Here is a 16667-nt window from a genome sequence, read left to right on the forward strand (position 1 = left end):
GGTCCGGCTCGCTGCGACGCGATGCCCGCATGCGGCGGCCACGCATGATGAAAGCGGATCGATAGAATGAGCGGCGGCGGCGTCCCACGCACGGCCGCGCGATTGTTTCAGAACACCGGACGCGAAAGTCCGGAACGTTATTTTCAATTGAAGAGGGTGTTATGCATATGTTGACCCAACGCCGCATGCGGCTTCAGCAAGCCCAGGCGCAAGGTCGTCGCCAGCGCGGCTTCACGCTGATCGAAATCATGGTCGTGATCGCGATTCTCGGCATTCTCGCCGCGCTGATCGTGCCGAAAATCATGAGCCGTCCGGATGAAGCGCGCCGCGTCGCCGCGAAGCAGGACATCGGCACGATCATGCAGGCGATGAAGCTCTATCGCCTCGACAACGGCCGTTATCCGACCCAGGAGCAGGGCCTGCGCGCGCTGATCGAGAAGCCCTCCACCGAACCCGTGCCGAACAACTGGAAGGACGGCGGCTACCTGGAACGCCTGCCTGCCGATCCGTGGGGCGGCCAGTATCAGTATTTGAATCCCGGCGTGCACGGCGAGATCGACGTCTTCAGCTACGGCGCGGACAACAAGGCGGGCGGCGAGGGCAACGATGCCGACGTCGGCTCGTGGCAATGACCGTCCGGCGGTAGGAAGGAACGCAGCGTGAACAGGCACGGCAGGCACATCGACGCACGGCGCAACGCCGGCTTCACGCTGCTCGAGATGCTCGTCGTGCTGGTGATCGCGGGTTTGCTGGTGTCGCTTGCGTCGCTGCAGCTGACGCGCAATCCGCGCACCGATCTCAACGAGGAAGCGCAGCGGCTCGCGCTGCTGTTCGAAGCGGCAGGCGACGAAGCCCAGGTGCGTGCCCGGCCCATTGCCTGGCAGCCGCAGGACGGCGGCTTTCGCTTCGACATCCGCAGCGAAGACGGCTGGCGCCCGTTGCGCGACGACCTGCTGCGCGCGCGCCACTGGGAAGGCGGCGTGACCGGCGTGAGCATCCAGTTTCTCGATTCGGACAAGTCGGTGAGCCGGCTCGTGTTCGGCACCGAAGCGATCGACACGCCGATGGAAATCACGCTGTTCTCGGCCGCGGGCCGCGCGACCATCGTGGGCAGCGGCAACGGCCGCTTTCAGGTGCGATGATGCGGCGCCGAAGTCATCGAACCGGTCAACGCGGCTTCACGATGATCGAAGTGCTCGTGGCGCTGGCGATCATCGGCGTGGCCCTGGCGGCGTCGATCCGCGCGGTCGGTTCGCTCGCGACCGGCGAGGCCGACCTGCACCGGCGTCTGCTGGCGGGCTGGAGCGCGGACAACGAACTCGCGCAGCTGAGGCTCTCGCATCAGTTTCCGCCGCTCGGTTCGCGCAGCTTCGACTGTTCACAAGGCAATCTCAAGCTCACCTGCACGCAGCGCGTGAGCCAGACGCCGAATCCGATTTTCCGGCGCGTCGAAATGTTCGTCTCGACGCCGGGCCGCTCCGGCAATCTCGCGCAAATGGTCACGGTGGTGGCGAATGAAACGAACCGCTCGCTCTGACCGCCGGCCGCTGACCGGCAAACGCGGGCAGCGCGGTTTCACGCTGCTCGAAATGCTGATCGCCATCGCGATTCTCGCGGTGATCGCGGTGCTGTCGTGGCGCGGACTGGACTCCGTGATCCGCGCCCGCGCGACCATCGAGAATGCGATGGAAGACGAGCGCATCGTGGCGCAATTGTTCGACCAGATGCGTATCGACGCCCGCCAGGCCGCCACTGACGACGAAGCCGGCCAGCCCGCCGTGCAGATCGGCAACGGCTCGCTGCAGATCGTGCGCGGCGTGTTCGCGGCGAATGTGCCGCCGCGCCTGCAGGTGGTGCGCTACCGGCTGTCGAACGGGCGTATCGTGCGCTATGCGTCGCCGCCGCTGGCGAACGTCGGCGAAGTGCGGCGCGCGTTGTCCGGCGACACCGGCGGCTGGAGCTCGATTCCGCTGATGGGCGGCGTGGGGTCGCTCGCGACGCGCGTGTTCATCCCGGAGAAAGGCTGGACGACGCGCATGAGCGACGTGCTCGCGCAGATCAACCAGAACGACAACAACCTGAAGGTGCCGCAACTGGGCAACGCGCCGCTGCCGCGCGCGGTGTCGGGCATTCAGGTGGCGGTCGCCGCGCAGACGTTGAAAGCGCCGCTCACACGCGTGTTCCTGGTCGGAGAATGACAATGCGCCATCGTTCGAACCGTCGGCCGGAAAGGAAGCAACGCGGCGTGGCCATCATCACCGCGCTGCTGGTCGTGTCGCTGACAGCCATCCTCGTGTCGGGCCTGCTGTGGCGCCAGCAGGTGCAGATCCGGCGCATCGAGAACCAGCGGCTGCTCGCGCAGGCGCAATGGATTTCGCGCAGCGCGCTCGACTGGACGCGCCTCATCCTGCGCTCGGAGGCCGATACCTCGCCCACCGTCACCTATCTCGGCGGCGTCTGGGGCGTGCCGATCGCACGGACCAAGCTGTCGGACTTCCTCGGGCAGATCGGCGAGGTGCGCGCGCAGCAGGGCGCATCGACCTATCTGTCCGGCTCGATCGAGGATGCGCAGGCGAAGTTCAACCTGCGCAATCTGGTGTCCACGCCGACGCCCGGCGTGCTCACCGTCAACGTCGAGCAGATCCAGGCGTTCCAGCGGCTCCTGACGATGCTCGGCATCAACGGCTCGCTGGCGAAGACGGTCGCGCTGCAGATCCGCGCGGGCCTGCAGCGTTCGGCGACGCGCTTCCAGACGCAGACCGGCACCACCGCAGGCACCAGCGGCACGACGGCGGAAGCGCAGATTGCCGCGCTCGCGCAGGGCGGCGGCGTGGGCGGCGGCAACTTCACGGACGATCCGGGCCTCAAGGACTCGGATGACAACTCGCCGGTCGCACCGCTGCAGATGATCACGGTCGATTCGCTGCTCGACGTGCCGGGCTTCTCGCCGGAGGCGGTCGCGAAGCTGCGGCCGTTCGTGACGGTGTTGCCCACCACGTCGGCCGTCAACATGAACACCGCGCCGGCGGAAGTGGTGGCGGCGATGGTGCAGGGCATGAGTCTCTCGCAGGCGCAGGCGTTCGTCGCGCGCCGCGAGACGGTGTTCTTTCACGACGTCGGCAACGTGCAGCTCGCGCTGTCCGGCGCGGGCGTGAAGACGACATCGATCGATCCGAACGAACTCGATGTCACGACGAAATACTTTGTGATTCACGGACGCGTCGATCATGAACGCGCGCAGCTCGAGCGCACGACGCTCGTCTATCGCGATCCGACGACGCATGCGACGCGCATCGTCTATACGCGCGATTCGACCTGATGGTCGTGTCGCAGTCATTGTTGAGGGGAAGTGTCGCTTGAGCACACTGATCGTTTCATTACCGCCGCGCGATCCCGCGGTGCGCTCGGAAGAGTGGCATCTGCCGGATCTGCCTTTTCTGCTGCTCGACAAGCGCGGCGAGCCGCAACGCATCGGCCGCGCGGCGCTCGGGCTTCTGCCGCGCGCGAGCGCGACGGTGCTGATCGTCGCCGCGCGCGACACGCTGTTGCTCGCCGCCACCGTGCCGCCGCTCAAGGGTCCGCGCTTGCGGCAGGCGCTGCCGAACGTGGTCGAAGACCAGCTCATCCAGGATCCGCAGACGTGCCATATCGCCGTCGATCCCGTTGCGCTGGCGGACGGACGGCGCGTCGTGGCCGTGATCGACCGCGGCTGGTTCCGCTTTGTCGTCGGCGCCTTCGCGGGTGCGGGGCATCGCAACCTGAAGGCGGTGCCCGCGATGCGCTGCCTGCCGGTACCGACGGCTGCGGCTGCGCCTGTCGAGCCTGATGCCGCGCTCGATGCCGACGCAGATGAGGGCGCGCTGCCCTCGACGCCGTTCATCGCCGGCCTGCTGGGCCCGGTGATCTCGACGGCGCCCGCGCTCATCGGCGAGATGGCCGCGCCCACGCCGGCGTCGCTCGGCGCGCCGCGCATCGAGATCGCGATCGCGCGCGGCGAACGCGCGGCGCTCGGCGAAGGCCTCGCGCTGTCCGCCGAATCCATCGTGCCGACGCTGACGGCGCTCGCCGGCGACCATCCGGCGACGCTCTATTCGCTGGTCGACCTGCCCGGCGACGAGCCGCGTCTTGCGAGCGTACGTCCCGTCGCGGGCCATGTGGACATTCCGGGCGCGCAGCCGATTGCCTTCGAAACGCTCGCGCGCAATGCGCTCGCGAGCCGCTTCGACCTGTGTCAGTTCGAGTTCGCCGCGCAGCCGTGGAAACTCGATCGCGCGACCGTGCGGCGGCTGCGCGTGCCGATCGCGCTCGTGGCGCTGTCCGTGCTGGTGTCGATCATCGGCATCAACGTGCAGTGGCTGCAACTCGCCCGCCAGCGCGACGCGATCAACGCGCAGATGACCGAGTTGCTGCTCAACGCGTTCCCGACGACGACCGTCGTGCTCGATGCGCCCGATCAGATGACGCGCAACCTCGACCGCCTGCGCACGGCGTCGGGGGAACTGTCGCCGGCGGACTTCCTGTCGCTGGCCGACGGGCTCGCGCGTTCGCTCGGTCCCGTGCCGGTGAACGGCATCGCGGGGCTCGACTATCGCGACCGTCATCTGGAAGTGACCTTCAAGCCCGACACCAAGGTCGATCCCGATCTCACCAAGCGCCTCGCCGCGAATGGCCTGAGCGGTTCGATCGACAGCAACACCGGCAAATGGACCATCGGGAGCGGCCAATGAAAGCGGAACTCCTCCGTTCCCTGGCGGAATTCTGGGAAGCGCGCACGCCGCGCGAAAAAACCATGCTGATGTGGGGCGGCCTCGCGCTCGGCATCCTGCTCGTGTATCTGGTGCTGTGGGCGCCGGCGTTCGAAGGCCGCGCGCGGCTGCGCGACACGCTGCCCGGGATGCAGCGCCAGCTTGCGACGATGAACGCGCAGGCCAATGAAGCGCGCTCGCTCGCGCCGGCCGCGGAAGGCGTGACGCCGACCGGCGGCGCGCTGCGCGACGCGTTGCAGAAATCGCTCGCCGACAACGGCATGCAGCCGACGCAGGTGCAGGTGATCGGCGCGGCGGTGCAGATCCAGTTGAAGAACGCGTCGTTCCCGAACTGGACGATGTGGCTCGACGACGCGCGCAAGCAGTTCAAGGTGCAGGTGTCGGAGGCGCACATCACCGCGCTGAAGCCGGATGGCCAGGTGGACCTGACGGCGTCGCTGCAACCGGCCGGCGTGAAATGAGCTACTGGACCCGACGCATCCGGCTGGCGGTGCCGGCGTTGCTCGTGATGATCGTGTCGATCGGCGGGACGCTGCTCGTGATGATGCCGGCCGCGTGGATCGTGCCGCAGTTTTCGAAGGCCACTGATGGCCACGTGAACCTGGTCGATCCGTCCGGCTCGCTGTGGCGCGGTTCCGCCACCCTGATGCTTGCCGCCGGCAGCGATGGTTCGGGCGCGACGCTGCTGCCGGGGCGCATCGAGTGGAGCACGGCGTTCTGGCCGCTCTTCACCGGCCGCGTGCACATGACGATGCGCCAGACACAGGCGATGCCCGATGCCGTGATCGTCGACGCCAGTCCGCGCGGGGCGACGCTCAGCGCGAGCGAGATTGCCGTGCCGGCGACGCTGCTGTCGGGCCTGGGCGCGCCGTTCAACACGCTGAATTTAGACGGCAACGTGCGGCTCGCCTGGACCGAACTGCGTTTGTTGAACCGTAATGCCTACGGGCAGGTGGTGGTGACGCTCGACGACATGGCATCGAGCGTTTCACGCGTGAAGCCGCTCGGTTCATATCGCGTGGCGTTGCAGGCGCAGGGCGGGCAGGCGAGCATCGATCTGTCCACGAGCAAGGGCCCGCTGATCCTCAAGGGCAATGGCTCGATCTCGCAGGAATCGACGTCGTTCCAGGGCACCGCGACGTCCACGCCCGAACAGCGCGAGAATCTGGCCGGGCTGCTCAACCTGCTCGGCCGTCACACGGATCCGGATACCGTCGCGCTCGTGTTCGTGCGCTGAGGCTGAAGCTGGAGTTGTAGCGTTCAGCGCGCGATTGTGCGGCTTGCGTCCGCCGCGTTGGCCACCGGAGCCGATGCAGCCGCGGGCGCTTGCACGTCGCCGGTTTCGTGGTCCATCTGTGCGACGTCCCAGCCGCCGCCCAGCGCCTTTACGAGTCCCACCGACGACACCATCCGCTGCCCCGCGATGTTCGCGAGCTTCTGCTGTGCGGTGAAGGCCGTGGTCTGCGCGGTCAGCACGTTGATGTACGCGACCGTTCCCGCCTTGTACTGATTGTTGATGATCGCCAGTGCCTGTTGCGCGGATTCGACCGCCTGCTGCTGCACGACGATTTCCTTCTCCAGGATGCGCAGCGACGCAAGGTTGTCTTCGACATCCTGGAACGCCGTGAGCACGGTCTGGCGATAGGTCGCGACGTTCTGTTCGTAGGCGGCGCGCGCGGCGTCGGTGCGGGCGGAGCGCAGGCCGCCGTCGAACAGCGTGGCCGCGATATCCGGCCCGAGCGTCCAGAAGCGCGACGGCGCGCGCAGCAGCTGCGACAACACCGAACTCTCGAAACCGCCTTGCGCCGACAGTGTCAGGGTCGGGAAATACGCGGCCATTTCCACGCCGATCTGCTCGTTCGCCGCGGCGGCCTTGCGTTCCGCGGACGCGATGTCCGGACGCCGTTCGAGAATGGCCGACGGCATCTGCACCGGGACGGTCGGCGGGGTGGCGTCGAGCGGAATGGGCGGGATGGAGAAGGTCGAGGCCGGCTCGCCGACCAGCACGGCGATCGCGTGCTCGTATTGGGCGCGCGCGACGCCGTTGTCGATCGCCGACGCCTGTGCCGATTGCAACTGCGTCTGCGCCTGGATCACGTCCGAGCGCGCGACAATGCCTTGTCCGTACTGGTTCTGCGTGAGCTTGAGCGACTGCTCGTAGGCGGCGACGGTGTCGTCGAGCAGCCTTTGCTGGGCGTCGAGCGAGCGCAGCTGGAAGTAGGTCTGCGCGAGCGTGGCCTGCGCGGAGAGCCGGGCGTTGGCGAGATCGGCGGCGGCGCCCTGTTGTCCCGCTTTCTGCGATGCCACCGTGCGCGACACGCTGCCCCACAGGTCCGGCTCCCACGAAGCATCGAGCGAAGCGCTGAACTGGTTGTTCACGGAGCCTTGCTGGCCGAAGCTGGAACTGCTGGTCGAGCGGTTGCCGGCGCCGGTACCCGACCGCGAGCCCGATGCGGACGCGCCGATGGTCGGGAAATAGGCCGCGCGTGCTTCGCCGACGAGCGCGCGCGCCTGCCGATAGGCGGCGGCATATTGCGCGACGGTCTGGTTCGATTGATTCAGCTGGGCTTCGAGCGCGTCGAGGCGCGGGTCGGTGTAGACGGTCCACCAGGTGCCGCGATCCGACTGATCCGCCGGTTGCGCGACCTTCCACCCTTCGGGTGCTTCCTTGTAGCTTGCCGGGAGCGTCACGGACGGACGCTGATAGTCGGGCCCGACCGCGCACCCGGCGATCAGCATCGCGAGCGTGGCGGCGAGCGCCGTGGCAGTGAGCCGGCGCGGGCTGAGGGAAGCGGAGAGGGCGGTACGGTGCGGCATCTGCGGGTCGGAAGTCCTGTCGGCGCCGCGCCGTTCAAAACGACGGACGCGGCAAGCCGGGATGATAGTGGAGCACTCGTGGAACGCCAACGCCGTGCGCTCGGCGCGCGATCAAGGCGCTTTCTGCGCCTGAACAGACCTGGCGGGCGTGTCGGGCAGACGTTAGCGTACCGGGTTCGCCGTAAGCCGGGTGTTACGCGACTGAGGAAATCGGTTACGACGCGTTACCGGCTGGCGTGACGGCCTGGATTCAGGCGCCGGTGGCGCCGCCGTTTCCAGGGCAGGGCGCGCAGGGCGGCTGGAGCAGCGGCCGGGCGGCCACGGGTGACGCTGCAGGAGTTTTCGCAGGCGCGGCTTCCTTGCGCCGATGCCGGTTCTCGTACCAGCCCATGCCCAGCACAATGAACGATCCGCCCGGCAGCAGAAAAACGATCAGATACAGCGCAAATTTCCACGTATTCAGCTTCGGCGGGACGAAGTGACGGGAAGCGTGGGCGATCGTGCTGCTGAGAGTGCCGAAACGTCGGCGGGCGGTGCGTACGAAGCGGGTCATGGGAGGGATCCTGGGGGCGTCGGCGGGCGACGCTGCGGGCGATCAGAACATGGTCTCGGGTGGCGCGGGAAGCGCGTAACTCGTTGCATGAAATAATATTGACTGTGCAAGTATTTTTCAAGATACTTCCGACGGCTTTTTTGTGAGTGTGGCCCCTTTGAAACGCGGTGCAGCATCGCGGGCTTCGCACTCTTAGCAAGACATGAGCCGCGTGCTCGAGGCTTCCATGAACAGCGACCCGCTCTACGATCCATCGACCATCCGGCTCGAAACGAGCCTCGGCTATCTGCTCGCCAAAGCGCGTAACGTGCTCGTCGCGCGGACCGATCAGGCGCTCAAGCCGCTCGATCTCACCGCGCAGCAGATCGGCGTGATGCTGGCTTTGGCTTCGGGCCGCGCGCGTACGCCGCTGGAGCTGTCGCGCGAGATGTCGTATGACAGCGGATCGATGACACGCATGATCGACCGGCTCGAGAAGAAGGGCTTCGTCAGCCGGTCGAGAAGCGAGGCGGACCGCCGCATCGTCGAACTTGCGCTGACCGAGCGCGGGCGCACCGCGGCGGGGCAGCTTCCGGCGATCGGCGCCGCCGTGCTCAATGAGCAACTCGACGGCTTCAGCCGTGCAGAACTGGATCAGTTGACCGGACTGCTGGCGCGCTTCATCGGCAATGCGGCAGCGGGCGACTGTCCCCCCTGTCCACTCGGCGACGAATAGCAGCGAGTCGAAATCAAGGCGTTTGAATGCCCGTATCGCTGTCTGGGCAGAGAATGTCGCGACAAGAGAAAGATTGCATGCGATGCGAGCCTTCACCCTCGCCCCGCTGCTGGAGCTAAAGACGATGTCAACAACGACAACCTCCGCACTACCCGCGCCCATGCCGCTCAAGGGCGGCATCCTGGCCCTGCTGACGCTGGGCCTGGCGCTCGGCACCTTCATGGAGGTGCTCGACACGTCCATCGCGAATGTCGCGGTGCCCACCCTCTCCGGCAGTCTCGGCGTGGCGACGAGCGAAGGCACCTGGGTCATTTCCTCGTACTCCGTGGCGTCGGCAATCGCGGTGCCGCTGACCGGCTGGCTCGCGCGGCGCGTCGGCGAAGTGAAGCTGTTCACCATCTCCGTACTGCTGTTCTCCGTCGCCTCGGCGCTGTGCGGCCTCGCGCACAACTTCGAATCGCTGATCGCGTTCCGGTTGCTGCAAGGGCTCGTGTCCGGACCCATGGTGCCGCTCTCGCAAACCATCCTGATGCGCAGCTATCCGCCCGACAAGCGCGGCCTCGCGCTCGGACTCTGGGCCATGACGGTGATCGTCGCCCCCATCTTCGGCCCGATGATGGGCGGCTACATCACCGACAACTTCACCTGGCCGTGGATCTTCTACATCAACGTGCCGATCGGTGTGCTGTCGGCGGCGCTCGCGTGGTTCCTGCTGCGCGGTCATGAAACGAATACGACGGCGCAACGCATCGACGGCGTCGGGCTCACGCTGCTCGTGATCGGCGTCGCGAGCCTGCAGATGATGCTGGACCTCGGCAAGGACCGCGACTGGTTCAGCTCGCATCTGATCACCACACTGGCGATCGTCTCGGCCATCTCGCTCGCGTTCATGTTCGCGTGGGAGCTGACCGAGAAGGAACCGGTGATCGACCTCTCGCTGTTCCGCGACCGCAATTTCGCGATGGGCGTGCTCATCACGTCGCTGGGCTTTCTGGCGTTCTTCGGTTCGGTCGTCGTGCTGCCGCTGTGGCTCCAGACCGTGCTTGGCTACACGCCGTGGCTCGCGGGTCTCGCCACCGCGCCGGTCGGCGTGCTTGCGCTCGTGCTGTCGCCGCTCATCGGGCAGAACATGCATCGCCTGAATCTGCGTGTGGTGGCGAGCTTCGCGTTCCTGACCTTCGCGTTCGTGTCGCACTGGAATTCGACCTTCACGCTCGACACGCCCTTTCATCAGATCATCATGCCGCGTCTGATCCAGGGCATCGGCGTCGCCTGCTTCTTCGTGCCGATGACGACCATCACGCTCTCCAGCGTCTCCGACGACCGGCTCGCGGGCGCGGCGGGATTGTCGAACTTCCTGCGGACGCTGTCGGGGGCCATCGGCACGGCGGTCAGCACGACCTTCTGGGAGAACGACATGATCCGCCATCACGCGCGGCTCACCGAGTCGGTCACGCCGTATGCGACCGGCACGACGGCCTATTCGGATCTGCTGTCGGGGCTTGGGCTGGGCGGCCAGGCGCTCACGGCGCAACTGGATCGCGTGGTGTCGGCGCAGGCGTACATGATGTCGACCAACGACTTCTTCCGCATTTCGTACTATGCGTTTCTCGTGCTGGCCGTGATGGTCTGGCTGACGCGGCCGAGAAAGGGCGCGTCAGCCTCGATGGGGCATTGAAGGGCGTTACTGCGGTGTGAGCGGAGTCGCGGATTGACCCGGCTGGCTCTCGAGATTGAGCGGCGGCGGGGTGTCGAGCGGACTGACCTGCACGCCGCCCGGCACGGGAGCCGGCACCGGTGCGGGCAGCGTTGCGCCCGACTGCACGGCTTGCGGCGTCGCGGACTTGCGCAGTCCCGGACCATTGCGGATGAACTGCTTGAAATCCGCGCCCGCCTGCCACGGATTCGGCTCGCAGCCGAGCGGGTTGTCGCAATGCGCAGCGAAACCGATGGTCGCGGTGCCCTCGTTGGTCGGCGTCTTGGTGACCTGGTAGGCAAGCGCGCGTTTGCCGCTCGACGGACCGGCCGTCATGATGATCGAGTCGGTGACGGTCTGAATGCGGTATTCCGAATGATTCGTGACCCAGACCTGCGCACGGGCCCACCAGGCGTCGCATTCCGGCTTGCTCATGCAGGTGAGCGGCTGGGTGGCCTGCTCCATCGTCGTGCTGCTGACCTGATCCTGCACCGCGCAGCCGCCCAGTAACGCGAGCGACGCAGCCCCCAGCGCGGCCGCGCCGAAGAACTTCTTGTTCATTGCTCCCCCGATCGTCGAAAAATGAGCCACATTTTGACCCGCCAGACCGGCCGATGTTGCGCTGCGTTGCGCACTGTTGCACACGCCGGTAAGCGTTGCCGTCGGCGCCTGACACCGGCGTGGCAATTCTGCCAGTGAACGGCGAGCGGCCGGTTTAGACGCTTTCGGTGTCCGGCTTGTAGGCCTGATAGGCGGCGACGAAGGCCTCGAACGATTCGCTGTCCCGGCTTTCGGCCTCGACCTGTTCCACCAGCGACTTCGCCGCGAGCTCTTCCATCCTGCGTTCCTCGTCCGCATTAAGCGGTCGTTCGCGAAACGCCGCTGCGTGGCGCGTGCTGAGTTCGAGCGCGAATGCGTCGAAGGATTGCTGCTTGTCGTGCATGATGCGCAGCACGCGCGCCGACGGCGTGAGCGACGCATCCGCCAGCCGCGGCCGCAACGCCGCGAGTGCACGCGTGTGATCGTCACGGCCCGCGAGGGCGTCGAGCGTCTTTGCCACGGGCTCGATGGCATCGAACAGTTGTTCGGCCCATTGCCGCATCGGCACGCTGGCGCCGCCGCGTTGCAAGGCCAGACCCGGCTTGCGCCCTTCCTTCGCCACCGCGCTGAAGTTGGCGTTGGCTTCGAGATTCGCGTCGGGCGGCAGCAGCGGACTCTCTTCCAGTGCGCAGTAAAGCAGATAGGCATCGAGGAAACGCGCGGTTTCGAGCGCGATGCCGGTCGGCTCGAACGGATCGATGTCCAGGCAGCGCACCTCGATGTACTGCACGCCCCGCTCGCACAACGCGTGCAGCGGACGCTCGCCGGAATGCGTGACGCGCTTGGGGCGGATCGTCGAGTAGAACTCGTTTTCGATCTGCAGCACGTTGGTGTTGATCTGCACCCATTCGCCCTCGCGCTGCGTGCCGATCTCCTCGTACGGCGCATACGGCTGGCTGACCGCGCGGGAGAGCACGCGCAGATAGGCGCCGAGGTTGTCGTAGCTCGGCAGCAGGTCGGCCTGTGCAGGGTTGTTGGTGTAGCCGAGATCGCTCATGCGCAGGCTGGTGGCGTGCGGCAGGAAGAACGTGTCGGCGTCGAAGGATTCGAGATGATGCGCGCGGCCTTCGACGAAACGCCGGTTCAACGCCGGCGATGCGCCGAACAGGTACATCAGCAGCCAGGCCGTGCGGCGGAAGTTGCGGATCAGCGCGAAATAGCGCTCGGACTGGAAGTCCTTCGCCGATAACGTGCTGTCCGGATCGAGCGCCTGCCAGGCACGCCAGACGTTTTCGTGCAGCGAATAGTTGTAGTGAATGCCGGCGATGCACTGCATCGTGCGGCCATAGCGCAACGCGAGGCCGCGCCGGTACACGTGCTTCAGCTTGCCGATGTTCGACGTGCCATACGTGCCGAGCGGAATCTCGTCTTCCGCCGGCAACGTGTTGGGCATCGAGTTGTTCCACAGCAGTTCGTCGCCCATGCGCGAATACACGAAGCGATGCAGCACATCGAGCCGTTCGAGCGTGATCGACACATCCGTTTCAGCGGGCGTGATCAGCTCGACGAGCGCTTCCGAGTAATCGGTTGTGAGCAGCGGATGCGTGAGCGCGGATCCGAATGCACGCGGATGCGGCGTCATGGCGAGTTCGCCCAACGGCGTCACGCGCAAGCTTTCTTTCTCGATGCCGCGCAAGCCTTGACGCAAGGCGTCGGCATGCGTGCCCGACGCGAGCGCGGCGAGCCTGCGCTGATAGGCGCCGGCTTGGGGATCAGCGGGATTCTGGTTTGCCATGAAGCAATCTGCGAGGAGCGCGAGCGATGAAGCCCGGGTCGTATTTTTAGGGTAGCGGGCACTTTAACATCTCGGTGTAAGGCGTGCTTGAGCGCAAGACCAGCAAGGGTTTGCGGGTTTTTCGGGGTATTCGCGCGAGGTTTCGCGGAGGATGTCGGAGCCGTCTGGAGCGGCTCGCGAGGAGAACGAAGCGCCGACGGGCGCTTCGGTTCCAATGATGACGAGCGCGTCAGGAACGGTCAGGCGATTTCGTCGGCGGCGTGCTGCGTGCGCTCGGTGTGGAGCAGCGTTTCCTTGCGCGACGCGCCCCAGCGATAGCCCGCAATCGCGCCGTCCTTGCCGATCACGCGATGACACGGAATGGCGAGCGCCACCGGATTCGAGGCGCACGCGTTCGCGACGGCCCGCACCGCGCGCGGCGAGCCGAGCGTTTCCGCGATGTCGCTGTAGCTGCGCGTCTGCCCGTACGGAATGTGGCGCAGCGCATCCCAGACGCGTCGCTGGAACGCGGTCGCGCCGATGTCGAGCGGCAGGTCGAAGCGCTCGCGCGTGCCTTGCAGATAGGCGCGGATCTGCGCGACGAACGGTTCCATCCGCGCGGCGTCCTCGAGGCGCTCGGCCTGGGAGAAATCGGCGGCCAGCTGATCGACGAGCGTGGCGGCGTCGTCGCCGAACGCGATCTTGCACACGCCCTTGTCCGTGGCCGCGACGATCACGATGCCGAGCGGCGTGGCGGCGGTCGTGTAACGCACCGTGAGTCCCGCGCCCTGGCGCTTGTAGGCGGAGGGCGTCATGCCGAGTTCGGCGGGCACGGCGTCATACATGCGCGACGGCGAGCCGAATCCGGCATCGTGGGTGGCGCGCGTGACGTCGCGGCCGCGCTGCAACGCGTCGCGTAGCACCCCGGCGCGCTGCGCGGCCTGATACTGGCGCGGCGAAATGCCGACGATCCGCGAAAACAGCCGTTGCAGATGGAACGGGCTGACGTGTACTTCATCGCTCAGCTGGGCGAGCGTCATGCGCTCCTGCGAATGGGCGTCGAGCACTTTGCACGCACGTTCGACGATGGCCAGGTCGCGCGGCAGACGGGTCGGCTGGCAGCGCTTGCAGGCGCGATAGCCGGCGGTTTCGGCCGCGTCGGTCGTCGCGAAGAACTCGACATTCTCGCGGCGCGGCGCCCGCGACGCACACGACGGCCGGCAGAACACGCCGGTCGTGCGCACGGCGAAGAAGAACACGCCGTCGGCGTGGGCGTCGCGCTGCACGACGGCTTGCCAGCGGCTGTCGTCAGAGGAAAAAACGGGGGCGGTTTCGGTTTTCATCACAAGCCTCGGTGGCGCAGTGGGTATGCGACCACTGTAGAGCCGTGCCGATGAGGTTACGCGCCGATTCTTGCGCTGTCATTGCATGGCCGGGCGCGGAATCTCAGGGGCAGATACCACATAGTGACGCCATAGGGGTTTTTACTAAAATTTCTATTGCGTCGCATCAAGGGGCTGTGTATTATTGGAACTGTCTCCTCCATGTCTCCTCCTGATATGGATTCAGCCCGCCAACCTAGGCGGGCTTTTTTTCGTCCGTACGTTTCGTTTGGCACCCTTCCGAGCACCCACGAAAAAGCCGGGCACACTGGCCCGGCTTGGCTGGATCAGCTTCCTGAAAGGCCGCTCAATTCCTCACAGCACGTAACGCGACAGGTCTTCGTCCTGCGCCACGTCGCCGAGTGCGCGATCCACATACGCCGCGTCGATTCGCACCGGCTGGCCCGCGTGATTGCCGGCCGCGAACGACACTTCTTCCAGCAGCTTCTCGATCACCGTATACAGCCGCCGCGCGCCGATATTCTCCGTTTTCTCATTGACCGAGAACGCGATCTCGGCGAGACGCCGGATGCCTTCCCCGGTGAAATCGAGTTCGACGCCTTCCGTCGCGAGCAGCGCCTTGTACTGCTTGACGAGACTGGCGTCGGTGGAATTCAGGATCGATTCGAAATCGCCCACCGACAGCGAATCCAGCTCGACGCGAATCGGGAAACGGCCCTGCAATTCGGGAATCAGGTCGCTCGGCTTGGCCAGATGGAACGCGCCGCTCGCGATGAACAGAATGTGATCCGTCTTGATCATCCCGTACTTGGTGTTGATGGTCGTGCCTTCTACGAGCGGCAGCAGGTCGCGCTGCACGCCCGCACGCGACACCTCGGCGCCGCCGGCCTCGCTGCGCGACGCGATCTTGTCGATCTCATCCAAGAACACGATACCGTTCTGCTCGACGTTCTGCACGGCGCGGCTCTTGACCTCTTCGTCGTTGAGCATCTTGCCGGCTTCTTCGTCGGTCAGCAGCTTGAGCGCTTCCTTCACCTTCACCTTGCGCCGCGTCTTCTTGCCGCCGCCCATGTTCGCGAACATCGAACGGATCTGCTCGGTCATGTCCTCCATGCCCGGCGGCCCCATGATGTCCATGCCGGTCTGCGGCATCTCGATGTCGAGTTCGATCTCCTTGTCGTCCAGCGCGCCTTCGCGCAGACGCTTGCGGAAGGTCTGCCGCGTGGCGTTGTCGCCTTCGCCCGACGACGCGCCGGCCGACGCATCCGCCGTGCCGAAGCCCACCGGACGCGCGCCCGGCAGCAGGATGTCGAGAATGCGGTCTTCGGCGCGATCTTCGGCCTTGGTGCGCACCTTCTTCATTTCCGACTCACGCGTCTGCTTGACCGAGATTTCGATCAGGTCGCGCACGATGCTGTCCACGTCGCGGCCCACGTAGCCGACTTCGGTGAACTTGGTCGCTTCGATCTTGATGAACGGCGCGTCCGCGAGCTTGGCGAGACGCCGCGCGATTTCGGTCTTGCCGACGCCGGTCGGCCCGATCATCAGGATGTTCTTCGGCGTGATTTCCTGGCGCAGCGGCTCGGCCACCTGCTGACGGCGCCAGCGGTTGCGCAGCGCGACGGCGACAGCCTTCTTCGCGCGGCCCTGGCCGATGATGTGTTTGTCGAGTTCCGAGACGATTTCGGCGGGAGTCATGGTGGTCATCGTCATAGTCCTTTATTCGATCGTCTCGATGACGCGATTGTGATTGGTATAGATGCACATGTCGCCGGCGATGGTCAGCGCCTTCTCGACGATCTCGCGCGGCGAGAGGTCGGTGTTCTCCATCAGCGCCTGCGCGGCGGCCTGCGCGTAGGCGCCGCCCGAGCCGATTGCCGCGATGCCGTGTTCGGGATCGAGCACGTCGCCGTTGCCGGTGATGACGAGGGTGGCATTCGCGTCGGCGGTGATGAGCATGGCTTCGAGGCGGCGCAGCATGCGGTCGGTGCGCCAGTCCTTGGCGAGCTCGACGGCGGCGCGCGTCAGGTTGCCCTGATGTTTCTCGAGCTTCGCCTCGAAGCGGTCGAGCAGCGAGAACGCGTCGGCGGTGCCGCCGGCGAACCCGACGAGGACCTTGCCGCCATAGATGCGGCGCACCTTCTTCGCGCCCCCTTTCATGACGATGTTGCCGAGCGTCACCTGACCATCGCCGCCCAGCGCGACCTTGCCGTCGCGGCGCACGGAAACGATGGTCGTGCCGTGAAATTGTTCCATGTGCGTTCCTTAAGAAAACCGGATGAACGCGGGGCGGTTTCGTGTCTTAGAAGGCCGCCACGCAGTCGAGAATTCGATGGAGTGCACGGCGCGGGGTTCCGTCTATGAGTGGTCACGGACGAACGGCGCCGCGCACGCGCCCGGCCGCACGGATGCCGTACCGTGCGTTTGCGAGGCGCGTCGGATTGATTTTAGGGCGAGGGAGGA

17 protein-coding genes are annotated in these 16667 nt (G+C 66.1%); 10 read left to right on the forward strand and 7 right to left on the reverse strand.

Annotation, left to right across the window (positions count from 1 at the left end; all coding sequences use genetic code 11):
* Positions 1 to 161: 161 nt before the first annotated feature.
* Genes gspG through QCE64_RS13030 form a run of 8 tightly spaced genes read left to right on the forward strand, consistent with a single transcriptional unit; the run spans position 162 to position 6003 of the window.
* Positions 162 to 632 carry a type II secretion system major pseudopilin GspG gene (gene gspG / locus QCE64_RS12995; RefSeq protein ID WP_404987337.1) on the forward strand — a complete coding sequence of 157 codons (471 nt, stop codon included), beginning with the start codon at positions 162 to 164 and terminating at the stop codon, positions 630 to 632.
* A 27-nt stretch (positions 633 to 659) separates the two neighbouring features.
* Entirely contained in the window at positions 660 to 1142 is a 483-nt protein-coding gene (locus QCE64_RS13000; protein WP_309919298.1) for a GspH/FimT family pseudopilin, read from the forward strand.
* Complete coding sequence (gene gspI / locus QCE64_RS13005; RefSeq protein ID WP_309931364.1) at positions 1142 to 1537, forward strand: type II secretion system minor pseudopilin GspI; 396 nt, start codon at positions 1142 to 1144, stop codon at positions 1535 to 1537. Before QCE64_RS13000 ends, gspI begins: the two co-directional genes overlap by 1 nt.
* A complete protein-coding gene (locus QCE64_RS13010; protein WP_309919304.1) occupies positions 1515 to 2198 on the forward strand; it encodes a prepilin-type N-terminal cleavage/methylation domain-containing protein in 684 nt (227 codons plus the stop codon). The genes gspI and QCE64_RS13010 overlap by 23 nt, the downstream gene beginning before the upstream one ends.
* Positions 2195 to 3319: a type II secretion system minor pseudopilin GspK gene (gene gspK / locus QCE64_RS13015; RefSeq protein ID WP_309931366.1), complete on the forward strand. Its 1125-nt coding sequence runs from the start codon at positions 2195 to 2197 to the stop codon at positions 3317 to 3319. The genes QCE64_RS13010 and gspK overlap by 4 nt, the downstream gene beginning before the upstream one ends.
* A 37-nt stretch (positions 3320 to 3356) precedes the next feature.
* The gene (gene gspL, locus QCE64_RS13020) at positions 3357 to 4727 is read left to right on the forward strand and encodes a type II secretion system protein GspL (protein WP_309931368.1); all 1371 of its coding nucleotides are present in this window, start codon (positions 3357 to 3359) and stop codon (positions 4725 to 4727) included.
* Positions 4724 to 5227, forward strand: coding sequence for a type II secretion system protein M (locus QCE64_RS13025; RefSeq protein WP_309919313.1), 504 nt, complete (start codon positions 4724 to 4726; stop codon positions 5225 to 5227). Before gspL ends, QCE64_RS13025 begins: the two co-directional genes overlap by 4 nt.
* Positions 5224 to 6003: a type II secretion system protein N gene (locus tag QCE64_RS13030; protein WP_310004034.1), complete on the forward strand. Its 780-nt coding sequence runs from the start codon at positions 5224 to 5226 to the stop codon at positions 6001 to 6003. Before QCE64_RS13025 ends, QCE64_RS13030 begins: the two co-directional genes overlap by 4 nt.
* Before the next feature lie 23 nt (positions 6004 to 6026).
* Here the strand turns inward: QCE64_RS13030 and QCE64_RS13035 are convergent, their stop codons facing one another.
* Together QCE64_RS13035 and QCE64_RS13040 are read right to left on the reverse strand one after the other, a co-directional pair.
* Entirely contained in the window at positions 6027 to 7583 is a 1557-nt protein-coding gene (locus QCE64_RS13035) for an efflux transporter outer membrane subunit (protein WP_309931369.1), read from the reverse strand.
* Between the two features lie 250 nt (positions 7584 to 7833).
* Positions 7834 to 8136 carry a hypothetical protein gene (locus QCE64_RS13040; protein WP_309919318.1) on the reverse strand — a complete coding sequence of 101 codons (303 nt, stop codon included), beginning with the start codon at positions 8134 to 8136 and terminating at the stop codon, positions 7834 to 7836.
* A gap of 226 nt (positions 8137 to 8362) precedes the next feature.
* On the opposite strand from QCE64_RS13040, the gene QCE64_RS13045 reads away from it, so the two are divergent.
* Together QCE64_RS13045 and QCE64_RS13050 are read left to right on the forward strand one after the other, a co-directional pair.
* Positions 8363 to 8851 (forward strand): MarR family transcriptional regulator, encoded by a 489-nt coding sequence (locus tag QCE64_RS13045; RefSeq protein ID WP_310004036.1) that lies wholly within the window; start codon positions 8363 to 8365, stop codon positions 8849 to 8851.
* A 124-nt stretch (positions 8852 to 8975) separates the two neighbouring features.
* Complete coding sequence (locus tag QCE64_RS13050) at positions 8976 to 10529, forward strand: DHA2 family efflux MFS transporter permease subunit (protein WP_310004038.1); 1554 nt, start codon at positions 8976 to 8978, stop codon at positions 10527 to 10529.
* Positions 10530 to 10535: 6 nt separating this feature from the next.
* On the opposite strand, the gene QCE64_RS13055 is transcribed toward QCE64_RS13050, so the two are convergent.
* The 5 genes from QCE64_RS13055 to hslV form a co-directional block, all read right to left on the reverse strand.
* Entirely contained in the window at positions 10536 to 11108 is a 573-nt protein-coding gene (locus QCE64_RS13055; protein ID WP_309811040.1) for a hypothetical protein, read from the reverse strand.
* Between the two features lie 154 nt (positions 11109 to 11262).
* On the reverse strand, positions 11263 to 12882 hold the full coding sequence (gene gshA, locus QCE64_RS13060; protein WP_310004040.1) for a glutamate--cysteine ligase: 1620 nt from the start codon (positions 12880 to 12882) through the stop codon (positions 11263 to 11265).
* Between the two features lie 239 nt (positions 12883 to 13121).
* Positions 13122 to 14204 carry a bifunctional DNA-binding transcriptional regulator/O6-methylguanine-DNA methyltransferase Ada gene (gene ada, locus QCE64_RS13065; RefSeq protein WP_310004042.1) on the reverse strand — a complete coding sequence of 361 codons (1083 nt, stop codon included), beginning with the start codon at positions 14202 to 14204 and terminating at the stop codon, positions 13122 to 13124.
* A gap of 354 nt (positions 14205 to 14558) precedes the next feature.
* Complete coding sequence (gene hslU, locus QCE64_RS13070) at positions 14559 to 15911, reverse strand: ATP-dependent protease ATPase subunit HslU (protein WP_309919334.1); 1353 nt, start codon at positions 15909 to 15911, stop codon at positions 14559 to 14561.
* 12 nt (positions 15912 to 15923) lie between these two features.
* The gene (gene hslV, locus QCE64_RS13075) at positions 15924 to 16460 is read right to left on the reverse strand and encodes an ATP-dependent protease subunit HslV (RefSeq protein ID WP_309811053.1); all 537 of its coding nucleotides are present in this window, start codon (positions 16458 to 16460) and stop codon (positions 15924 to 15926) included.
* Positions 16461 to 16667 lie beyond the last annotated feature (207 nt).

The sequence above is a fragment of the Caballeronia sp. LZ043 genome (assembly GCF_031451075.1).
Taxonomy (GTDB): domain Bacteria; phylum Pseudomonadota; class Gammaproteobacteria; order Burkholderiales; family Burkholderiaceae; genus Caballeronia.